General features: G+C 46.9%; 22 protein-coding genes. 7 read left to right on the forward strand and 15 right to left on the reverse strand.

Annotated features, from left to right (window positions below):
* Positions 1 to 883: 883 nt before the first annotated feature.
* Positions 884 to 1,825 (reverse strand): sterol desaturase family protein, encoded by a 942-nt coding sequence (locus GWO68_RS11515; RefSeq protein ID WP_162346603.1) that lies wholly within the window; start codon positions 1,823 to 1,825, stop codon positions 884 to 886.
* A gap of 138 nt (positions 1,826 to 1,963) precedes the next feature.
* Between GWO68_RS11515 and GWO68_RS11520 the strand changes: the two genes are divergently transcribed.
* Positions 1,964 to 2,155, forward strand: coding sequence for a hypothetical protein (locus tag GWO68_RS11520; protein ID WP_162346604.1), 192 nt, complete (start codon positions 1,964 to 1,966; stop codon positions 2,153 to 2,155).
* A gap of 31 nt (positions 2,156 to 2,186) precedes the next feature.
* Here GWO68_RS11520 and GWO68_RS11525 read toward each other — a convergent pair whose 3' ends face one another.
* From GWO68_RS11525 to GWO68_RS11540, 4 genes are all read right to left on the reverse strand, one after another.
* Positions 2,187 to 2,750, reverse strand: coding sequence for an HD domain-containing protein (locus GWO68_RS11525; RefSeq protein WP_162346605.1), 564 nt, complete (start codon positions 2,748 to 2,750; stop codon positions 2,187 to 2,189).
* 59 nt (positions 2,751 to 2,809) lie between these two features.
* Positions 2,810 to 3,634 carry an ion transporter gene (locus tag GWO68_RS11530; protein ID WP_162346606.1) on the reverse strand — a complete coding sequence of 275 codons (825 nt, stop codon included), beginning with the start codon at positions 3,632 to 3,634 and terminating at the stop codon, positions 2,810 to 2,812.
* A gap of 80 nt (positions 3,635 to 3,714) precedes the next feature.
* A complete protein-coding gene (locus GWO68_RS11535) occupies positions 3,715 to 4,212 on the reverse strand; it encodes an RlpA-like double-psi beta-barrel domain-containing protein (protein ID WP_162346607.1) in 498 nt (165 codons plus the stop codon).
* A 272-nt stretch (positions 4,213 to 4,484) separates the two neighbouring features.
* Positions 4,485 to 5,321 carry a rhomboid family intramembrane serine protease gene (locus GWO68_RS11540; protein WP_162346608.1) on the reverse strand — a complete coding sequence of 279 codons (837 nt, stop codon included), beginning with the start codon at positions 5,319 to 5,321 and terminating at the stop codon, positions 4,485 to 4,487.
* Positions 5,322 to 5,494: 173 nt separating this feature from the next.
* Here GWO68_RS11540 and GWO68_RS11545 point away from each other — a divergent pair, with 173 nt between their 5' ends.
* Both GWO68_RS11545 and GWO68_RS11550 read left to right on the forward strand, forming a co-directional pair.
* Positions 5,495 to 7,330, forward strand: a complete 1,836-nt coding sequence (locus GWO68_RS11545) for a glycoside hydrolase family 3 protein (protein ID WP_162346609.1) — start codon at positions 5,495 to 5,497, stop codon at positions 7,328 to 7,330.
* Positions 7,331 to 7,399: 69 nt separating this feature from the next.
* Entirely contained in the window at positions 7,400 to 8,098 is a 699-nt protein-coding gene (locus tag GWO68_RS11550) for a hypothetical protein (RefSeq protein WP_162346610.1), read from the forward strand.
* A 50-nt stretch (positions 8,099 to 8,148) separates the two neighbouring features.
* Here the strand turns inward: GWO68_RS11550 and GWO68_RS11555 are convergent, their stop codons facing one another.
* The 9 genes from GWO68_RS11555 to GWO68_RS11595 form a co-directional block, all read right to left on the reverse strand.
* Positions 8,149 to 8,763, reverse strand: coding sequence for an NUDIX hydrolase (locus tag GWO68_RS11555; protein WP_317164524.1), 615 nt, complete (start codon positions 8,761 to 8,763; stop codon positions 8,149 to 8,151).
* Entirely contained in the window at positions 8,712 to 9,734 is a 1,023-nt protein-coding gene (locus GWO68_RS11560; protein WP_162346611.1) for an SDR family NAD(P)-dependent oxidoreductase, read from the reverse strand. The genes GWO68_RS11555 and GWO68_RS11560 overlap by 52 nt, the downstream gene beginning before the upstream one ends.
* A 101-nt stretch (positions 9,735 to 9,835) precedes the next feature.
* Positions 9,836 to 10,606, reverse strand: a complete 771-nt coding sequence (locus GWO68_RS11565) for a porin family protein (RefSeq protein ID WP_235942036.1) — start codon at positions 10,604 to 10,606, stop codon at positions 9,836 to 9,838.
* Between the two features lie 203 nt (positions 10,607 to 10,809).
* Positions 10,810 to 11,721: a M28 family peptidase gene (locus GWO68_RS11570; RefSeq protein WP_162346612.1), complete on the reverse strand. Its 912-nt coding sequence runs from the start codon at positions 11,719 to 11,721 to the stop codon at positions 10,810 to 10,812.
* Between the two features lie 52 nt (positions 11,722 to 11,773).
* Positions 11,774 to 12,007, reverse strand: a complete 234-nt coding sequence (locus GWO68_RS11575) for a hypothetical protein (protein ID WP_235942037.1) — start codon at positions 12,005 to 12,007, stop codon at positions 11,774 to 11,776.
* 85 nt (positions 12,008 to 12,092) lie between these two features.
* Complete coding sequence (locus GWO68_RS11580) at positions 12,093 to 12,686, reverse strand: hypothetical protein (RefSeq protein WP_162346614.1); 594 nt, start codon at positions 12,684 to 12,686, stop codon at positions 12,093 to 12,095.
* Positions 12,687 to 12,837: 151 nt separating this feature from the next.
* A complete protein-coding gene (locus GWO68_RS11585) occupies positions 12,838 to 13,728 on the reverse strand; it encodes a M48 family metalloprotease (RefSeq protein ID WP_202923739.1) in 891 nt (296 codons plus the stop codon).
* A gap of 116 nt (positions 13,729 to 13,844) precedes the next feature.
* On the reverse strand, positions 13,845 to 14,453 hold the full coding sequence (locus tag GWO68_RS11590; RefSeq protein ID WP_162346615.1) for a hypothetical protein: 609 nt from the start codon (positions 14,451 to 14,453) through the stop codon (positions 13,845 to 13,847).
* 101 nt (positions 14,454 to 14,554) lie between these two features.
* On the reverse strand, positions 14,555 to 15,205 hold the full coding sequence (locus GWO68_RS11595) for a porin family protein (RefSeq protein ID WP_162346616.1): 651 nt from the start codon (positions 15,203 to 15,205) through the stop codon (positions 14,555 to 14,557).
* A gap of 226 nt (positions 15,206 to 15,431) precedes the next feature.
* Here GWO68_RS11595 and GWO68_RS11600 point away from each other — a divergent pair, with 226 nt between their 5' ends.
* Positions 15,432 to 16,073: a hypothetical protein gene (locus tag GWO68_RS11600; protein WP_162346617.1), complete on the forward strand. Its 642-nt coding sequence runs from the start codon at positions 15,432 to 15,434 to the stop codon at positions 16,071 to 16,073.
* 87 nt (positions 16,074 to 16,160) lie between these two features.
* Here GWO68_RS11600 and GWO68_RS11605 read toward each other — a convergent pair whose 3' ends face one another.
* A complete protein-coding gene (locus tag GWO68_RS11605) occupies positions 16,161 to 18,422 on the reverse strand; it encodes a Tex family protein (RefSeq protein ID WP_162346723.1) in 2,262 nt (753 codons plus the stop codon).
* Between the two features lie 228 nt (positions 18,423 to 18,650).
* Between GWO68_RS11605 and GWO68_RS11610 the strand changes: the two genes are divergently transcribed.
* From GWO68_RS11610 to GWO68_RS11620, 3 genes are all read left to right on the forward strand, one after another.
* A complete protein-coding gene (locus tag GWO68_RS11610; protein ID WP_162346618.1) occupies positions 18,651 to 20,021 on the forward strand; it encodes a neutral/alkaline non-lysosomal ceramidase N-terminal domain-containing protein in 1,371 nt (456 codons plus the stop codon).
* A 198-nt stretch (positions 20,022 to 20,219) separates the two neighbouring features.
* Entirely contained in the window at positions 20,220 to 20,459 is a 240-nt protein-coding gene (locus tag GWO68_RS11615; protein WP_235942038.1) for a hypothetical protein, read from the forward strand.
* A 289-nt stretch (positions 20,460 to 20,748) separates the two neighbouring features.
* The gene (locus tag GWO68_RS11620; RefSeq protein ID WP_162346619.1) at positions 20,749 to 21,321 is read left to right on the forward strand and encodes a hypothetical protein; all 573 of its coding nucleotides are present in this window, start codon (positions 20,749 to 20,751) and stop codon (positions 21,319 to 21,321) included.
* Positions 21,322 to 21,370 lie beyond the last annotated feature (49 nt).

Genomic DNA, 21,370 nt, shown 5'->3' on the forward strand with positions numbered 1-21,370 from the left:
CTGCGTATTTGATAATAAATGCATAAAGCCTCCTTTTCTAAAGTGACCTGATACTACTGTCACTTACGAAAAGAAGGCTTTTACTTTTTAGAAATCCCTAACCTAAAATTCGGGATGACTCATGTTTTCGTTTTAATAATCTTATCAAGCCTGAAGAGAAATCCATTACAAACTATAGTTTCTGCTTTAGTCAAACCGAACACAGTTGAGGGATCGTATTTGCTCTATAGCTTCACTTTTGTCATTTCGACGTCAGGAGAAGTCTTTCTCAGCTTACAGTTTGAAGACCTAGCAGCGTGCGCAGCTCCTGCTAGCGTCTGTGCTATAGCTCTATAGTTCCTCTTTTGTCATCCCGAGCGAAGTTGGGGGATCTTATGTGTCCTTTATCGAATTATAGTTGCTATCTGAACCAAGCTATCCTTTCAAACAAGCTTTAATCCTGGGAGCTCTATAAACCTATAGTTTCAATTAGGCTTTGGTGCCCTCACGGCCGGGAGGCCCCGTCTTCGGGCATCGCGCTGCTGCCTTCTTGCTATCCTCGTACCTCGGATTGGCTACGCCACCGCAACAAGTCAAAGGCGCTCAACCCAAAGACTGATACGTTTCGCATAGCAACTGCCTGCTTATAGTTAGAGGTGCTATAGTTGTATTGCTTTATCGTGGTTGTATTTCCGTAGGGACAGGTCGCGACCTGTCCGTGGATAGTCTGTAACTATAGAACGAAAGCTAACAACTATAGAAAAGGCAGAAAATTCCCCGCCTTAGACAAGGAGGGGTTGAGGGTAGTTGTACCACGGTAACTATAGAACTATACTTTCAACTAAAGCGAAGGCCAAACACTCCCTCTATTTCCAGGAGAGGGCTGGGGTGAGGTAAAATGCTTTCAAACACTTTCTTCTAACACGGGCTCTTTATTTATCTCCATAACTTCCTCTCTCCTATCTATACTTCTTTCTAGCTTTTGTTGCGTTGTAACCACAGACCCAGGCGGAGAAAAAAGGACTTTCCATCCTTCTGAAAAGGAACGACAATACCGCAGGTCTTTTGCCAACGCCACCCACTCATGGAAAACAAGATAGACAGGATTGTAAGATATTACAGGCGTGGTTAAACCATAAACGGGCTTTTCCTGCTCTGCTGTAAACGTGCCGAAAAGCCTGTCCCAGAAAATAAAGGTAGATCCATAGTTCCGGTCTATGTATGCAGGGTTGGAGCCATGGTGTACCCGGTGATGAGAAGGTGTAACAAAAATATACTCAAATGGAGCTGGAAGTTTGCGTACAAGCTCGGTGTGCACAAAAAACTGGTACAGCACTGCCACCTGGTGGCATATAAAAAACGTGAGTGGATCTATACCTAACAAGGGAACGGGCAAAAAGAAAATGAACTTGAGGTGATTGGTCCAGCCGGTGCGGAACGATACCGAGAAATTCATTTTGCTGGAGGAGTGATGCGTTACATGCGTTGCCCACCAAAGCCGCTGCTCATGCGAAATGCGATGCGCCCAGTACCGGCAAAAATCAACGGCTACAAAACAAACTATAAACCCCCACCATACACGTGGCATGGCCCAGGGTACTGCATTGTAGATAACCATCGCTACTGCAAACATCGAGACCTTCAGCCCTGCTCCCAAGGCCGCATTTACGGCACCAATTACCAGCGCCGCCAAGGCATCTTTGTTGTCATAATAATCACGATTTTTATAGTAGCCGATCAGCCACTCGGCGGCAACCAGCCCTACTATTACCGGAGCCACATACAGGATCGGGGTCAGATCGGTTAGTTGGTGAAGTTCATCCCAGGTGTACAGCTTTTTCTCCATTGGCCTGCTTTCTACTTTACCTAAAACGACACTATCCCTAAAGGGTTTGTACAGTATGCTTACACACAACTATAGTTCGGATATAACCGAATTTCAGAATGCAACGGTAAGTGTGTAAATTGGTGCAAATTTATAGGTATGAGGATCCGAAAGAAAGTAAAAGCAAGCCTGCCTGTTTCAGGCTCGCGGTATGCAGCTATAGATGTTTTTGTAAAAGCTGCCGAAAAAGAGAACTGGACCGAACAGGAAATACAGTTTGTGATAAATGAAGTGGTAGAAGCCAAAGACGAAAAAGAAGGCTTCGAGATACTTGGCGATTACATGCAATAAAAAAGCGGGCCTTAACCCGCTCCTGTTGTTTTTATACTTGCGTCCCTTTTTGGGGTTGTAGCTGTAGTTCGTGTTGGTTTTGCTGCAGCACCGCTATTATAAAGGCAATATGTTCCTGCATATCTACCCCAAAAAGCTCCGCTCCTATTCTTACCTCATCGCGGTCTACGGAGGCGGCAAAGCTTTTCTGCCCCAGCTTCTTTACCACTGATTTTGCTTCCAGCCCCTCCAGGCGTTGCGGCCTTATCTGTGCACAGGCAACTATAAAACCGGTAAGTTCGTCGCAGGCTAGCAGGGCTTTATCCAGCAGGGTATCATAAGGTACGCCCCAGTGGGTATAATGTGCGGATATGGCATGGGCTATTTCATCTTCACCACGTTCGCGCAGCAGGTTTACGATCACGTTTGGGTGCTGGTCTGGGTAAGCCTGGTAATCGGCATCGTGCAGCAGGCCTGTAATAGCCCATTTAGAGGTGTCTTCGCCCAGTTTATTGGCATAGGCTTCCATTACCAGTTCTACGGTGCGGGCGTGGCGTAGCAGGCTTTCGCTGGTCGTCATTTGGGTAAGTATTGTTTGGGCTTCTTCTCTGGTCATAGATATAAAACATGGCTTCACTTCTAAAGTATACATTTTATACCTTATTTCAAACAGTGCTATAGTTGCGGGGGCTTATTGCCTGAGGAGGCTTCTTTCAGAACAGCCTGAAGTTCGGCTCTTAGTTCTTTAAGTTCCTGTTGCAGGGCTTTTACCTGTTTTGCTCCCGCTAATTCGGCTTTGTTGCTGGCCGCATCCCGGTCTATAAAAAAAGTAGCCAACGTAGCCGTAAAGTACCCGAACACAGCAAAACCATAAACAGCCAGCAAAAAGCAAAGTACCCTGCCCTCGGCTGTCAGCGGAAAATAATCACTCCCGATAGAAGTAAGCAGCATCACCGTCCACCAGAGCGCCTCGGTATATGTTGGCAGGCCATGGTCTCTTTCGAAGGCATACATACCGGCTGCGCCACCAGCTATCACGATCAGGGTTATAGTTAGTACATAGCCAAAGGCGCGGCGCTGCATAGCTGCACCCAGGCTTTTCATGCCCCGGTTTACAGAGCTTACCACTTTTACCAGCCGTAGCCCGCGTATAGCCCGCACCGAGCGCATCAGCCGGAACACGCGCGCCAGCCTGAAAACCCTCAGGGCCGGAACTGCCAGCGATACCGTGGTAAGTATATTGTGCCGCAAAAAAGTAAGCTTATGCGGCGCAAGTATAAATTTCACCAGGAAATCAAGAATAAAAACTACCCAGATAAAAGTGCTGAAATGCTGTAGGGTTTTGCTCAGCCCATTGGTCAGTTCGACGATCAGCAACACCAACCAGATGATACCCAGCACTACCATAGGCCCTTCCAGGATGTGTTGCAGTCGGTTCAGGAGCTTATTACGCTCCCGGTCCAGCTGTTTTTTATCCTGTTGCCCTGTCTGCTCCTGCATAGGTTATAACTACCCGGCTGGTAAAATAAGGGTTGCCTGGTGTGGTTTGGTACGTAGCGGTAGTTGTTTTTTCAGGTAGTTCAGTCTACTTTGGCGATGCTTACATTTTTCCATAAGCCCATTACGTTATCCCGGCGGCCAACCAGTATATCTACCTGGTTACGGAAACGGCGGTTCATTACATCGCGCACAATATAAATCCCGTCCATTTCGTCAGATATACCCGAAACCCACAACGAGTCACCAAATTCTATATCGCCACCCCAGCGGGCGTGCAGGTCGCGCGACACAGCAACCCAACGGTGTTTTCCGGGGTTTCTACGATTTATGCGGGATCCATCGGCGGTAATAAACGGGGTGCTGTCGGTTTGGTGTGGTTCGGGGTGGTAAACAGAAGCGGAAACTTTATGGGTAGGAAGAACTAAGGGTGTGGTGGTAGCAGGTTCAGGGATGGAGAGCCATTCTTCATTTTCAACTTCAACTTTCGGGGCAGGTGACTCAGACTTTAGTAATGAAAATTCTTCGGCTACGGCAACTATAACAGAGAAAACAGCCGCAAGTATTTTGTACCTAATCATAAGAAATCCTTTAAGTGAAACATCGATTTGGCAACAATAACCCGCTTAAACGACACTTCCGGAGATAGGTTATACTATATTTGCTTAGGCTATATAAAAAAGGACTTTTTAAATAAAATATTATACTTATAATTTTGGTTATATTTCCACTATATATAATTAAATATAATTTTGTTTTTACTGGGATTGCTTTGAGTGAAACAAGCACAAATGCATAGCAACTCAATACCCTGAATAGCAATTGATTAAACTACAAAACCACACCTGCTACCTTACTTTTGCTTGAGTTTAGGTGTGCGTACTTGCCGGATGATGGATGGATGCTGATGCACCGTAGATTTCTGCTGAATTGCTTGGTCAGGGGCTATTGTATACACAAAGGGTTTGGTGGTTGTGGCGTTGTTAGCCACCGTATAGTTTATTGTATAGTTGAGGTAATAAGGTATAAAGGTGCTGTTAACATGGAGCTGTGTGGTAGCTGCATTTACTTTTATAGTTTCATCTGTTTCGGCTACACTACTAGTTGGCTTATGTCCGTAAAACAAGGCTGCTACAAGGCCGGCGGCCATTCCAGCCAGGTGCCCCTCCCAGGATACGCGCTCCTCATTCGGGAATAAGCCGTAAAACAGCCCACTGTATAAGATCAGTACAACAAAAGCAATGGCTAGCGCACTACGGTCGCGGGTAAAAATGCCCCTGAAAAGTAGGTAACCGGCCAGGCCATATACTACGCCACTGGCCCCAATATGGTGCGCCTGCCGCCCGATAAACCAGGTAAGCAAACCGCTCAGCAAATAAACTATAGCTATAACCTTTGTCCCCTCCAGCCGGTGTATAAACAGTACAAACCCCGACAGCAACACTAACGGAAAAGAATTGGATAACAGGTGCTTCAGGTCAGCGTGGATAAGCGGGCCCACGAAAACGCCTACCAACCCCAGAAAATGGCGCGGAAACACACCCAGGAAACCAAGATCGGCATGCGTAAGGTAAGCCAGCAGATGAATAAGCCAGAGCAGCAGCACAAACAACAGGCCGGGCAGGAAACTATAAGCAAACCTGCTGCTTTCCTGTTGCGTGCTTTCCAATACACCTTGCCCTGTCCTCATATACTATAGTTTCCGTTTTATTTTATACAGTTCAAAAAGTAACTATAATCGGTTTATAAACCTATACTTGGCTGCGCTTTAAGAGATAAGAACATAGCTGCGAAGTCAAAAAAACGAACATTTTAAAACCAAATCCGGGATAAAAAGTAAGTACAGGTGTGTTTTACTCTACTATGCGTTTTTTACGTTTTCACCCTGCTGTTAAGCCATACCTTATACCTCTGCTTTTGTTGCTGGCTGTTTTAACAGTTGCCTGCGAAGGCACCGATACCCGCCATCATACCCCGGACGAAGATAGTTATAGTTCAAATAACCATACGCCCTATCATCGCCCGGCAACGTTAATCGAAGCCCTGGAAAATCCCTCCTCCCCTTGGGTCGATTCTGTCTTTAAGTCACTTACGCCCGAGCAGCGCATTGCTCAGCTCATGATCATAGAAGCTTTTTCAGATAAAGGGCCTAAATATGAAGCTGATGTGATGCGGCTTATACAAAAGTACCAGGTGGGTGGTATTATTTTTTTCCAGGGAGGGCCAGTGCGCCAGGCAAAGCTTACCAACAAATACCAGGCAGCCGCCAACGTACCTTTACTCATCGCCATGGATGCTGAGACTGGCGTAGGCATGCGCCTCGATAGTACAGTGCAGTACCCGTTTCAGCAAATGCTGGGTGCCATAGAAGATAATGGCCTGATCTATAAAATGGGTGCAGAAGTAGCCGAGGAATTTAAACGGTTGGGCATGCACATCAATTTCGCGCCCGTTGCTGATATCAATAACAATGCAGCCAACCCCATTATCGGGTACCGTGCTTTTGGAGAGGACCGGCTGGATGTAACAGCCAAAGCGCTGGCCTATATGCAGGGCATGCAGGAAAACGGCATACTTGCTACAGCTAAACACTTCCCGGGCCACGGCGACACCGATGTGGATTCGCACTACGACCTGCCTATCATTCCATACTCCCGAAACCGCCTCGACTCGCTGGAACTATACCCTTTTAAAGAACTGATCAAGTATGGCGTAGGCAGTATAATGGTGGCGCACATGCACATCCCTAAGCTTGATTCGTCGCGGCACGTACCGTCCACATTATCCAGGCCAATTGTTACGGGTTTGTTAAAAAATCACATGAAGTTTAAAGGGCTCATATTTACCGATGCCATGGTAATGAAGGGTGTAAGCAAATATTTTGAGCCCGGCGAAGCAGAAGTACGCGCGCTAATGGCCGGCAACGATGTGCTGGAGCGCCTGAACAATGTACCCAAAGCCATACAGGCCATAAAAGTAGCTATAGTTAGAGGCGACCTGACACAGGAAGAAATAGACCTGAAATGCCGCCGGGTGCTGGCAGCCAAACAATGGCTGGGATTGGATAACTATAAACCTATAGCCCTTGAAAACCTATACGAAGACCTGAACCCAGCTATAGCTGATAGTACAAACCGCATTCTGGCCGAGGCGTCTGTTACGTTGCTACAAAACAAAAAAAACATTATTCCGCTGCGCGCACGACGTAAACAAAGAATTGCAACCGTATCGGTTGGGGCACGCCGCCAAACGGTTTTCCAGCGGGAGGCCGATGATTATGTCCGGACAAAGAACTTTATCATATCGCGTAAGGCTACCGAAAAAGAAACCAGAAAGCTCCTGAAGCAGCTGCGTAAATACGATGTGGTGCTGCTGTCACTTTACGGGCCAAGCATCCGGCCAAGCAACAATATGGGCTACTCCTCGGAAGCAAAAGCGCTGGTAAGGCAGATCATCAAAGAAAAGAAAACGATAACTATACTTTACGATAATGCTTATGCAATTAACCAGTTTCCGGGGATAGAAGACAGTAAAGCGCTTATAGTTGCTTATCAGCCGTTATTACATGCCCAGCAGGCGGCGGCCCAGATCGTGTTCGGAAAACTACAGGCCCGTGGTCGGTTACCCGTTACCGTAAACCGGGATTATAAGTACGGAGACGGTATCCGGAAAGAAAAGCCGCTGATAGCCCGGCACTAAAGTATCTGGAAAATGGCGTATTGCGTAAGTATGCCTGAGGCAAATGAATTGCCCTAAAACGAAACGAAAATGAACAAGCAGAACAGAACTATAAACTGGCTTTTTGCCGCCCTGCTCGTAAGCGCCCTGTTTGCCTGCGAGCGTACCCGCACCGTAGAAGAAGAAGGTACTGCCACCGACCGCGACACAACTATAGTTACCACTACCGGCGAAACAACCGAAGAAAAACTGGAAGAGTTGCGGGGATGGATGAACAAAAAAGCAAACAGCGCCGACACAGCCATACGCGAAGACTGGCCACAAACACGCGAGAAGCTACGCCGCATAAACGAAGACATAGAACGCAACTTTGATAGCCTGTCCGCAGAATCGAAAGAAGAATACCGCCAGCTGAAACACCGTTACGAAAACTGGGAATCGAGGCAGGAACGCAGGCAGCGCCAGCCCCTGAACCCGACACAGATAAAGACCTGGGAAGAACAGTTGTTGCGCGAGTACAAGGACATCGCTAAAATAGAACCAACCAACATACGCGAAGCCTACCTTACCTTTATGAGTACCGTGCGCATTAAAAAACGAAACTGGACACAGAACGACTGGGATTATGTAGATTACGTGTACGGCAAACTTAATGACCGCCTCGGCCAGATAGAAGGACAAATAAGTACAGGAGACAGATTAAAAATCAGAACCCTGCAGGCAGAGTATTTGGCCCTGGAAGGCGCCGCTGATACCCGCAACATGTTAAACAGCGTTGATGAAAAATAAGCAAAACAAAAGGCCGGTGTTGTACCGGCCTTTTGTTTTGCAATTAAATCCTATCGCTTTTGCCAGAGCTTAAGCCATAGTTGCGCAATTATAGTTTTGGCATCAGGTGTTTCGAGCGCCAGGAATTCCTTTTCAGAAAAGGCTACAATTTCGATCTTCTCGTGTTCATCGGCTTTGCCTCCACCATCGGATGGTTGTTGGCTAACTTCGGCAAAGTATAGAAGCACCTTTTCGGTAGTGCCGCCCGGCGATGAGTAAAAGGTATACAAATGCTCCAGCTGGTCTACATGGTAGCCTATCTCCTCTTCTATTTCGCGTTTTATACTATCCTCCGGGTTTTCGCCGGCATCTATCATACCCGCAACCACTTCCACCAAATCTGACTCCGACCCTACCCTGAATTGCCGGGTAAGAATAAAACTATCTTTTTCGGTATCATGCACCAGGGCAGCTACGGCGGTGCCCCGGTCAAATTGCTCGCGCTTAAAGGTATGGCCATCCTGCTCAACGGTCAGCTCATACATCTTAAAATAGCCGTCGTATACTTTCTTTCTGTCTTTTATCTGCATTATATGGGCGCTGCTCTGCACAGCTATCAGGGTGATGGGTTTGTTTATAGTTCGTTGTTGCGTATGGCGGCTTGCTGCGTCCGTTCCGTTAACCACGACATCGACAGCTTGCTCTCACTTTCGGCACCTTTGGCCCTGCGCTTGCCTATGCCACCTTCGCCAGGTAAAAATTTGTTTACCAGCGCAAATACCGACGTCATCAGGGCGGGGGAAATACCGTGCACAAACTCACCAAATATAGCCGGAAAAGTAGTAGTAACCTCTGCTTCGCCGTGGCGCAATGCATTTAAAATGCTGCTTGCTGTGGCTTCGGCACTATTAGAGGTTAGCGGGCTCGAGTCCATAAGCTTAAACAAGGCATATTCTTTTTCATACTGGCCTTTTACAAAAGCATGGCGCGGGCTGCCGGTTCGCATTAACCCAGGCGTGGCTGTGGTTACACAAATGTTATACTGGTCCAGTTCGGCGCGTAACCCCTCCGATAATCCCACAAGTGCAAACTTGCTGGCACTGTATGGCACCAGGTGCGGCACACTTATTTTACCACCTATAGAGGAAATATTCAGTATACGGCCTTCTTTCCGGGCTTTCATGGTGGGTAACACAGCCAGCGTGGTATAAACAGGTCCCCAGTAGTGCGTATTGATCGCTTCTTCAAAGTCCTGCACCGTCATTTCCGTAACAGGTCCGGCATGTATCACGCCCGCATTATTTATGAGCACATCTATCGGTCCAAACTCGTTCTGCACATTCGCAATTGTATCGTTTACCTGCTGCTGCACGGTTACGTCACACTTCATCACCAGCACTTCGGCACCATTTCCTGCCAGTTCTAAGCGGGCATTTTCCAGTTCGGTTTCGTCGCGCGAGCATAGCACGAGTCTTGCGCCCTCCGCTGCCAACTGACGCGCCATTACCAGCCCAAGGCCACGCGAGCCGCCGGTTATCAGTACTACTTTGCCGCTAAAATTGTAGGCCGTGAGGTTGCGGTAAACAGCCCTTGCAGCTAACAGGGCACCGGCGCCGGCTGCCAGCCACCAGAGTTTCTTATTTTCAGATGTTTTCATAGTTCCATAGTTACAGGTATAGTCTCGCCAACCGTTTTCTGGCAAAGCCCTAATAACTACGGCACCCGGTAACTCTGGTTTTTTATAGTTCAGGAGATAAGTTATTTCCCTGCCTGTGCTTTGCGGTTGAAGATATCCTCTTTGATTGCGGGTGTATACATAAAACGGATAGAGGCTACTCCGTAGTGGTCTTTGTTGCCACCAGGTGCCAGGCGTGGGCCTACATTGTCCAGGTAATCGCTGGTAGTGATGTGGTAGATTAACTCCGGAGCTATACTTACCTGGTCGGAAAAACGGAAGCGCAGGCCGCCGCCGAAAGGAACTACAATGCCAATAGCCGGGTATTTGCGCTCAGGGTCGTAAGTTGTCTGCGATTCGTCTAGGTCGCCAGTACCGGGGTAAGAGGTGGCCGTGTAGTAAATAATACCGGCACCCATTTTGGCATAGGGCACTACAAAACGCTTGCGCGACGAACGGTAACCACCTGAGCCACTATAGGCATCCAGTAAATTATACATTACCGAACCGGTAGCCTCGATCACATCAGTTCTGAAAGAAAGGTTACGCGGGCGGGCCGGGTCTTTTTCGGTGGCCCCGAGTTTTACATAATCCAGGTTTATACTTGCCGACCACACAGGATCGAATTTATACATAGCACCAATACCCACTAACGGCCTGAACTCGTTGCAATCAGGGGTTCCGCAAATGTCGCTGCGCACAGCAGTTATACCAGCACCGGCAAGTATAACAACACCGCGCTCCGGCATTTTGCTTTCCTGCATCCGTTTCAGCAATTTAGATTGCCCGTCAGCAGTAGTTATGGCGAGTACAAAGCAAAGCAAAAGGGTATAAACCGCTATATTCCTGTTCATATTAAACACAGGTCGTTTAAGGAGATAGACAAAGAAAAGTAGTTAAAGCGTGCCTTTTACGGCAGGATTACTCTAGCAACGGAATTACTGGCAAAACCTTGCCTTGTTTTTAGCATCTACGCGGCACATTTTAAAAAGATAGGCAAAAAAAGATAATTACATCATTATATCAAAATAATGTAATATACCCTTCTCTATTCTTTTTATTTGGCCGGTAATGTGCTCAGTTGCTGGTCTGCCAACCGTATAAACTCGATCACCAGGCGAACGGCATCCGCATAAAATAGCTGGTTTACCTGCTCAAATTCATCGGTTGGCTTGTGATAATGGGCATGGTCTTCTACCCCAAAGTATAAATACGGTATGCTGCGTTTATGGAACTGGTAATGATCCGACTGGTTTGTCCAGTCGTTAGGGCCCTGCTCGGGCTGGTCGTGGCCTGGTATAAGCCTGGCGTGCTTTAGCGGTTTAACTTTTGCTATAAGGGGTTTCAGGGCTGGGTAATGGTAAGTGCCGCTGGCGTATAGTTCGCCTTTGTCGTTAATGCTCAGCATATCCATGTTCACATTCAGGAGGATATCCTGTAACGGTACCGGAGGATTTTTCAGGAAAGCGTCCGCTCCTTGTAAGCCCATTTCCTCAGCATCTGGAGCTAAAAAGATGAGCGTATGTTTTGGCGGATGCTGTTTGAAAAAGGTGGCAGCGGCCAGTAAGGCTCCAACACCGGAGGCATTATCGTCGGCCCCGTTATACACTTCCCCTTTCCGGATACCTACATGGTCGTAGTGCGCTGTTACAACTATAGCTTTGCCAGATTTGCCAGGCAGATAGCCTACCAGGTTGGTACCTTTCGTATTTTTCTTGTCACGGGCAATTAAATCAAATGGCTGCTGGTAGGTATCATTAAAAGCCTTCAAGCCTATTTCCCGGAAGCGGCTGATGATATATTCGCGGGCTTTCTGGCTGCCTTCGGAGCCACTTAAACGGCCCTCGAGCGAGTCGGCAGCCAGTATGCGTACATCTTTAAGCAATTGGCCGGACTGCAGCAACTGTTGCTGTGCATGTCCGGCCAACGGTAGGGCCAATATAAGCCCGAGTATAAGTTTGAATATCATAAGGTAAAAGTACGCAAAAGGCTACTTATAAAACAGCCCTGCCTCCGTTACCTTACCAGCGCACCCAGCTTCTTTGTCCGCGGATGGCCTGCTGTTTATTATAGTTCTTGAAAGGATCGCTAACGATCTGAGAAGATATTCTGTTGGTAAGGGCAATCACATTTCCCATCTTAACCCAGCCATTGAGCATTGTATTTTTAACAGTGCTGCTAGTCGATAGCTGGTCGCGGCTTACGTTTACATCAGTGTTCATTTCTTTGGCTTTTAGTTGATTATATGGGCTCAACAGTATAAAAACAAAGAATGTGCCACGTTACGTCATGTTTTTTTAAAAGTTACAAAAACTTCAAATCTCATCTTAAAATAGTACATTACTCAGTAACTGTAATGTAACCAGGTAGCTCAAAAGGGCCAATAGAGGTAAGTATAGTTGGCTTAATCTGTAAGGCTATAGTTGGTTTATCTGCACTATTCTGGTTTAGCAGAGAGGCCAGTTGCAGCAATTGGTTCATGTCTACACGGCCCTGGTCTTCAGCCAGCTTTACCAACGACGAAACGGTTATCGTGTTTAATCCATCTTTCAACTCTACGGGTTTATCTACCAGACCTGTAGCTGCCTGTTTGCCATCCACCAGCAATTGCCATTTCAGCTGCTGCACGGTCATGGTTCTGTCTTTGCTGCCATCGGGTAAGGTAACCTGCAAGCCTAAGGTAGAAGTAGCTGCCAGGTTATTTTTAGACACAGCACTGAATAGCTTTGCCGCTTCCGAAAACGAGAAATCACTAACGTCCGACTTATTCAGCAGGCTAACGCCGTTCAGGTTCATGGCATCTATTCCGGCCAGGTCATATTTTGCTTCTTTAAAAGCTTCTACATCGCTTTTAGTGCTACAGCTAACTATAAACAACGGCAGCAGTAGCCACAAAGCTATTTTCAGTAATCCGGATCTTGTTTGATGTATCATAAAGTAAAGTTACGTATTAAGCAGCAGTGTGCCCTTGTTACAGGTATTTTTCTGTTGGCCAACTATAGTTAACGCTTTTTATAGCCCTGAAAGTGCATTTAGGGCAAAGGTGTGAAACAGAAACAGCCACTTGCAGGTGGCTGTTTATCGGTTAGGTCAGGTATCCTACGCGTTGGCCCTGCTGGTTTACCACCATGCCTTTGGCCGTTACAAAGAGTGGTTCCAGGTATTCGCTGTCGAGGTAAAAAGGATAGTTGCTGTTATTAGTTTTGGTCAGCTTCCCGATTACCTTAAGGCCGTTGCCGGTGTTGTGCACCAGTTGCAGGCTGTTGGTCAGGTAAAATTCCTCATCGGGTGCCGACGAGAAATGCACGCGGCTTAACACGTAACGGCTTTCGGAAACACGTTGTGCCTGGGGCTGCTGCCTGGTTGCAGTACGCGGCGTAATTTCGGTTCGGGCTGGCTGCTGGCCTTGTGCGCTTGCCATTAACTGCGAGTCAGCATTTCGCCAGCCTTTGCTGATAGAAGCTAACCTATAGTTACGACCCGGGTGTGTGGCTGATGTATGCTCCTCGGAGAGCAGGTTAATGGCTGCCTGCGCTTCGGCGAGGCTGGCTCCCATTTTACGAAGCACAAACCCTGAAAATTCATCTGCTTCCAGTTCATCGGCCGGGTTGCTGCCTGCCCTGCTGAGCGTGTGCCCGTTCAGGTGATGGCCTATTTCATGTGCAAGTATACTTACGCCTGCCCAGTCGGTATGCACGGCATTGTTTATAGCTGCCATAAAATCCTCGTTATACAAAATATACCTTCTGCCATTATAGATCACAGCGGCGGCATTTTCGATGTTGGCGGCCTGTAGTTCAAAACGCGGCTTTAACCCTACTACATCAATTATTTCTTTTACAATATCGCGTGCGCCAACGGTTGTTGCAGTTGAAGTGGTGTTAGTAGCTGCTATAGATGTGGTGGCCTGCGCACCAAGCAAAGGTGCTACAAGCAAACTCAAAAGTATAGTTGTTTTCTTTATCTTCCGGATCATCGTTCTTAAATTTACACTTTGGGTAAGTAACTATAGGTAAGCAAGTTTGCTGCCAAAAAGTAAAATACGGCTACTATAGTTAACGAATCAGGATCAACTAATATTTTTCAGGTTGCTCAGCTGCCTGCAGGTTGGCCCACTGTAATGTAATCGGGTAAAGTTACGTTGCCGACAGGCGTTTTTATAGTTGGCTTTATCCGGAATGTAAGACGGTTGCGCACATCGCGGCCTTTGGCAATTAGAGTGGTTAACGTCGAGAAACCTTCATAGTTCTGCAGCCCTTCTACTTCGGCGAGCGTAACGGTAGAGCTTAACGGCAGTTTGTTCAGCCCGTTTTTCAGGTCGAGTGGTTTTTGAACAGTGCCCATCAGCGTTTCGTGGCCATCTACCAATAGTTGCCACTCCAGGTTGGTAACCTGCATAATACGGGTTACTTCCGGTTCGGGCATCTCCACATGCAAAAATAAGGTGGTAGTAGCGTTCAGTTTGTTGGTTGTGAATGCATTGAGTAAACTGTCTCCTTCTGCGGTTTTAAAATCGAATGGCGTGCGTTTATCGGTTACATTTATACCATTAAGCTGCAGGTTCTCGATGCCCTGTAAGCTATAGTTAGCTTCGGTAAAGGCTTTCAGGTCGGTGGCCTGCTTGCACGAAAAGGTAATAAGTAACGCAACTATAGCCAGCCAGGTACTTATCGTTTTATAGTTCATTAGTTTCAGATCCATACATTGGTTAACAAAAAAGGCTCTAACTATAGTTTACAAGTATACTAAACAAAAAGGCCCCGCTGCTGCAAGGCCTTTTTAAATTATAGTTGTCATCAGGACTATAGCCCAAACAGGTAAGCTACGGACACGTTAAATCCGCTGTTCCTTAATTTGTCGTCATCATCTGATTCGTAAACACTGGTAAATCCGGCACCATAACGCAAGTCGAAGTTAAGCGAACCAGCACCTAGTGCAGCTGCAAAGCCGGCTCCAATGCTACCGCCCACTTCCGAGCGTTTTTCGACAAAGCCATTTTCCTCCAGGTCTTCGCTAAATTCTATACCACCACTTTTATAGACATCTTTTCCGCTTGCCCAGTAGCCAAAGGTTGGCCCTGCCGTTATAAACCCCTGAAAATCGGGTGCGCCAAAAGATATTTTCGCTAACAAAGGTAGTTCCAGGTAATCGTACTTGCCAGTTACTGTTCTGGCATCATCTTCAAATTTATAGCCCTTTTGGGTAAACAACAGCTCTGGCTGCACCGAAAATGTTTCGTTAAATTTTATGGCTACAACCCCACCAATCAGCAACCCTGGAGCGGATACTACTTCTTCATTCCAGTCTTTAGCAAAATCTTCATCTGACGATGACACCTTTTGTATTCCGAAGTTAACGCCCAGTCGTGGCCCGACCGAGATGGTTTGTGCCGTTGCGGTATATGTTCCGATTAAGCAAATCAGCAACAGCAGCACTAAATTTCTCATCTTCATTTCCATTCCTTTTTAGGATCTTTTTAAAATATATACACTCTGATCTGACAACTAAACTATAGCTGCAACCCCATTTTACTGAGCAAACCTATAACTTGTTCAGTTAGCTGAATATTGCCTCCACTCTCAGGTTAAATACAACCATAGTATGCACCTGGCAATTGCCAAACATAGCGTTTTTACTATCTTTGCGGCCAATTCAATTTTTTACACTTTAAATCTTTTTATGAAAAGTAAACTTATTGCAATTGCCCTGTTTGTAGCGGCTGCTTTTACGGCACAGGCCCAGGATGAAACCACAACAACTGCTGTAAAACCAACAGCCGGTAACATCACTACCGAAGTTCTTTTTAACAATTTTGGCGACATCAGCCTGAACAATGGCCTGTTGCGCGCACGCTATTTTGCCAGCGACGATTTAGCTTACCGCCTAAGCCTTGGCCTTACCTACGATTACGACAAACTGAGCGAGGAAGCACATACCAGTGTTTTTGGGTTAACGCTTGCGCCTGGTATAGAGAAACACTTTGCCGGTACTAACCGCCTGTCGCCGTACATTGGTGCAGAGTTACCTATCAGCATACGAAGCGCTAATTATGAAGACGATGACACAACAATTAAAGGTGCTACTTCGATGGGTGGTGCTAACAGAGGCTACTTTAGTGTAGGTCTTAATGCTGTTGCCGGTGTCGATTTCTATTTTGCGAAGCACTTTTATGCAGGTGTAGAACTTGGCACAGGTTTGTCTTACTTCAAAAATTCAGAAATAGAAGTTGAAGGTCCTTTTAACTCAAAGAGCGAAGGTTTCCATAGCGTGCGTTTCGGCCAGTTTGTGAATGGCGGTATCCGTGTTGGGTACGTATTCTAAACTATAGTTAACAACAAAAAAGCCTTCCTACTTTACAGCAGGAAGGCTTTTTTTATGCTTAATACTCTGGCAATTATAGTTCAGGTTCTACTTAAACATCCCCTTCAGTTTAGCCAGCTTCGCCTGGAAATCATCCATCGGTTCTTCTTCTTTTTTGTTGCTGCCTTTGCTGTTTCGGTCTCTGTTGCCGCCTGTTGGTTTAGGTGCAGCCGGGTCGCCTTTCATACTCAGCGAGATACGCTTGCGGCCGGCATCTACTTCCAATACAGTTACTTCCACCTTCTGCCCCACCTTTACGGCATCGTGCGGGTTGCTTATGAAACGGTCGGATAAATGGCTCACGTGAACCAAACCATCCTGGTGCACCCCTATATCTACGAACGCTCCGAAAGCGGTAATGTTGGTAACAATTCCTGGTAACTTCATGCCTTCACGCAGGTCTTTTATTTCATTCACGCCTTCTGTAAAGCTAAAGGCCTCGAAGGTCTGGCGCGGGTCGCGGCCTGGCTTGGCAAGTTCGTTTACAATATCCTGTAACGTTGGTAAACCTACCGTTTCAGTAACATATTTTTTCAGGTTTATCTGTTTACGGAGTTCATCTTTCTGCATCAGGTCCTGCACAGTTACACCCAGGTCTTTTGCCATCTGCTCCACGACTGGGTAACTCTCAGGGTGCACCGCCGAAGCATCCAGTGGATTTTTCGCATCACGGATCCTTAAGAAACCTGCTGCCTGCTCAAAAGCCTTGTCTCCTAAACGAGGGACTTTTTTTAGTTCAGCGCGGGTATGGAATGGACCATTCTCGTTGCGGTACTCTACTATATTTTGCGCCAACGCTGGTCCCAAGCCGGAAACATACGTTAATAGCTGCTTGCTGGCAGTGTTCACTTCTACACCCACAGCGTTCACACAGCTCATTACCACGTCGTCCAGCGAGTGTTTCAAGGCAGACTGGTCTACATCGTGCTGGTACTGGCCTACGCCTATACTTTTCGGGTCAATCTTTACTAGTTCGGCCAACGGGTCCATCAATCGGCGACCGATAGATACAGCACCACGTACCGTAACATCCTGGTCCGGGAATTCTTCGCGGGCTACGTCTGAGGCACTATAGATAGAAGCACCACTTTCATTCACCATCACCACCATAATAGATGCAGGCAGTTTCAGGGATTTTACAAAGGCTTCGGTTTCGCGGCTGGCCGTACCATTACCGATAGCAATAGCCTCAACTTCGAAGCGGGTAACCATGTAACGAACCGCCTGCGCTGCTTCGTCCTGTTGGCGCTGGCCCGAGTGTGCATAAATAGTTTCGTTGTGTAATAGCTTGCCTTGCTTATCCAGCACCACCGATTTCACACCCGTTCTGAAACCAGGGTCCAAAGCCAACACCGTTTTCTGGCCAAGTGGCGAGGATAATAATAACTGGCGCAGGTTATCAGCAAATACACGGATGGCTTCTTCATCGGCACGTTTCTTTGAGCTTAGGCGCACTTCGGTTTCCATGCTCATTTTCAGCAGGCGCTTGTAGCAATCTTTGGCTGCCAGCTTCACCTGTTCCGATGCCGCGCTGTTGCCCTGTACAAACATGGCTTCCAGTTTGGCAAGTGCTTCCTCTTCATCCGGCTGGGCGCTCAGCATCAACACGTTTTCGGTTTCGCCGCGGCGCATTGCCAATATGCGGTGAGATGGTGCTTTCTCGATCGGCTCTTCCCATTCAAAGTAGTCTTTAAACTTCTGACCTTCCTCTTCCTTGCCCAGCATCACACGGCTCTTAAACACCCCTTTCTTCTCGAAAAGCTGGCGCATGGTGGCACGGGCTTCTGCGTTTTCGTTCATCCACTCGGCCATAATGTCGCGGGCACCGGCAAGGGCTTCGGCAGTATCTTTCACTTCTTTCTCTTCCGAGATATAGTTAGCGGCTTCGGCATCCACGTCAAAGTTTTCCTGTTCAAACAGGCGCTGTGCCAGTGGCTCCAGTCCTTTTTCGCGGGCTATAGTTGCTTTGGTGCGGCGTTTAGGTTTGTATGGCAGGTAAATATCTTCCAGCACGGCCATAGTTTCGGCAGCCATGATCTGGTCTTCCAGCTCCGGAGTCAATTTTTCCTGGTCTCTGATCGATTTCAGGATGCTGTCGCGGCGCTTGTCCAGTTCGCGCAGCTGCTCCAAACGGTCGCGGATGGCGGCTACCTGCACTTCGTCCAGCGAGCCGGTGGCTTCTTTTCGGTAACGGGAGATAAACGGCACCGTGGCTCCTTCATCCAGTAAGGTAGCTGTCGCCTCGATCTGCTTAATGGTAATGTTTAGCTCCGAAGCAATTTTAAGTAAATGCGTTATGTTGAAATCCATAGGCAATGTACTGATCCAGGTCAGTTTTATAAGGTAAGTATAGCTTTTATGTCTTTTATAGTTGTCCGGCCGGTTTACCCGCAGTGTCGTGTTCACAAGTCCAGCGCTGGTCTCATCAGAAAGCCAAATTTATAGTTTATAGTTTAAAACCTAACCCTGTTGCCTCCGGAAAATTGTGGACTTTGTGCCCTGCCTGCGCCAAAAAATAGTAGTAACTTGCACTACCTCATGAAGAAGAAAACAAAAAAGATACTCCTCCGGACGCTTTATTTCCTGTTGCCGCTTTTGCTGCTGCTGGCCTGTGCCATCCACCGTAACGACTATACCCCTTATCCCGAAACAGCTTATTACAAGCAAACTATAGCTGCCTTGGCCCAACACCAACCGGTTATTTCGGAAGCAGATACCTTAAAAGTAGGTTGGGCAAAGCAAAGCATTACACCTCCGCCGCCGTTTCCGCTGGCCGGCTATGGCAAACGTCTTGGCAAAAAATACACGTCGGTGCACGACTCTGTTTATGTGCGCACGTTTGCGTTTGATAACGGGAAACAGCAAGCCTATTTTGTAGCCTTGGATATGCTGATAACGCCCATGACCTTAACGGCTACCCTGGATAAAGCAAGTATAAAAGCCGGACTGAAACCGGAACAGGTTTACCTCTCGGCCACGCATACGCATACCAGTTTTGGGGGCTGGGGCGAAAACCTGATGGGCTGGGTAATGGCCGGCACCTATAGCCAGGACCAGGTAAATAAAACGGTAAATGCGATCATCCAAAGTATAAAAAAGGCACAGTCATCAGCCCAAAAAACTAAAATTGGTTACGGAAAAGCCTTTGCCGGGCACCTGGTAGGCAACCGGCTGAACGGCCAGGAAAGTGTGCGCGACACCACCGTCAGGTTTATGAAGTTTGAGCAGGCAGATGGCGACATAGCGGTACTGGCAACCTTTGCGGCACATGCTACGGTGCTACCCTCCAAACAACAGATCCTGTCGCGCGACTACCCGGGCGCTTTTGTAGATGCCCTGGAAAAACAGGTGAGCTTTGCAGCTTTTACGGCAGGTGCTGTTGCCAGCCACAGCCCGGTTTACCATTACCAGGATACGTTTCAGAGTGTAGATTCGATGGGGGCGCAACTGGCCCGTACTATAGTTCCGGAGTTACCTGCCACAGACATGCACTATACTTCTACGCTAGGCTACGGCAGGTTACCAGTAACATTACCAGATCCGGAGTGGCGCATAGGCGATAATCACCACCTGGCACCCTGGCTGTTCTATCGTCTGTTTGGCCGGTATCCATCGTTTATAAGTTCGCTGCAAATAGGCAACACACTGCTTTTAGGTGCCCCCGCCGATTATTCCGGTGAGTATATGAAAGAGCTTACCCAAGTGGCAGCGCATCAAAATCAACAACTTATAGTTACCGGCTTTAATGGCGGCTACATGGGATATCTAACGCCTTCCAGGCATTACATGCTGGATGAATACGAAGTGCGCGATATGAATTTTTATGGAAAGTGGGGTGGCGATTATATAACTTCCCTTTTCAGGAAGGTAATGAAAGCCTATAAGCCAGCGCTGGGTAATAAACTATAGTTTAGCTTACGTAGCGTAGTAAACATGTCAACTCTTTTCTGCAATTGATTTTGAATAATGCAATGAATATAATTGCATAATACTCACATTTCAATCATATTCTATATAAAGTACAAAACATTACACGTAACCAGTAGTTTAACTTACTAAAGACAGTGCAATAAACAGGCTGTTATCGTTAAACTGTAATGTAATGTGATGGAATTTTTGATGCCTTATTTAACTTCAGCCGTAATACTTTCGACATTTATACTATACCTGGGTTTACTGGGTTTTATACTTACCTGGGTTTACCAGGATGCGGAACTGCGCGGGTTTAATGGCTGGGTAGTTACCATTTTTACGTTTTTAACGGGTACTATCTTTGGCACATTGGTGTGGCTGCTGATCCGCCCGAAACTGAAGAAACAATTGATCGTGCTTCATACAGAAGACTAACAACATAGTAAAGCTATAACTGCCGGTTAGCGAAACACAGAGCGGAAAAAGTAAATTGTTGGGTAGTGTTGACTTACTTTTTACGCTGACGTTTTGAGAGCCGGCAGTTTTTTTATGCCCTTTACCTTAGTGCCTGTTTGTTCTGCTTTACATTTAAGATCAAACTATAGCTAAACCTGCACCAATGTTGCAACATTATGTTAATTTTAAATTCGTAACTTAGGCCGGTTAATTTTATTAATAGCTGATTATCCTGTATTTTGCGTCTTTAAAATAGAACATCACCCACATGAAAAAAACTGTTTACACTATTTTCTCAGTGCTATTCGGAAGCTTGTTCCTGTACTCCTGCGAAACCTGCGATAACCCTACTATAACCGCTACTACTGCAGAAGATAACAAATGGCTGGTTTACGATTATATCAACTATTACAATCCGCTGTTCGAGAATGAGCAGGATTCCCTGATCAAGTCTTTTAAGTTCCAGAACTTTATTACCCAGAACGTACCGGGCGAAGGATCGTCGTTAACGGATGATTGCATTGAAAGTCTTGACACGCAGGTTTTTGCACACATTGCCGATACCACCAAAAGATACCCGGCCCTGTATACCTACATCTTAAAACGACCTGATACCCTGGAAGTGCGTGTAGCTATCGAAAACCGCGGCGACTGGGCCATAGACAAAGAAAACCCTACCTATGAAACGCTGGAAGTGAATGGATTTGATTACATGGATGTGTATGAGATTAACCCGGACAGCGTGAAGGCTAACAGCGTAAAACAGATCCTGTTTAACAAGGAGTATGGTTTCCTGAAGGTAGATTTTTACGATGGCAGACAGCTGCGCCTGTTCCGCTAACATTTAGTACCTTTAAAAACAGGAAGGCCCGCTGATTCGCGGGCCTTCC

Origin of the sequence: Pontibacter fetidus, from assembly GCF_010119545.1 — a bacterium.
GTDB classification, from domain to species: Bacteria; Bacteroidota; Bacteroidia; order Cytophagales; family Hymenobacteraceae; genus Pontibacter; species Pontibacter fetidus.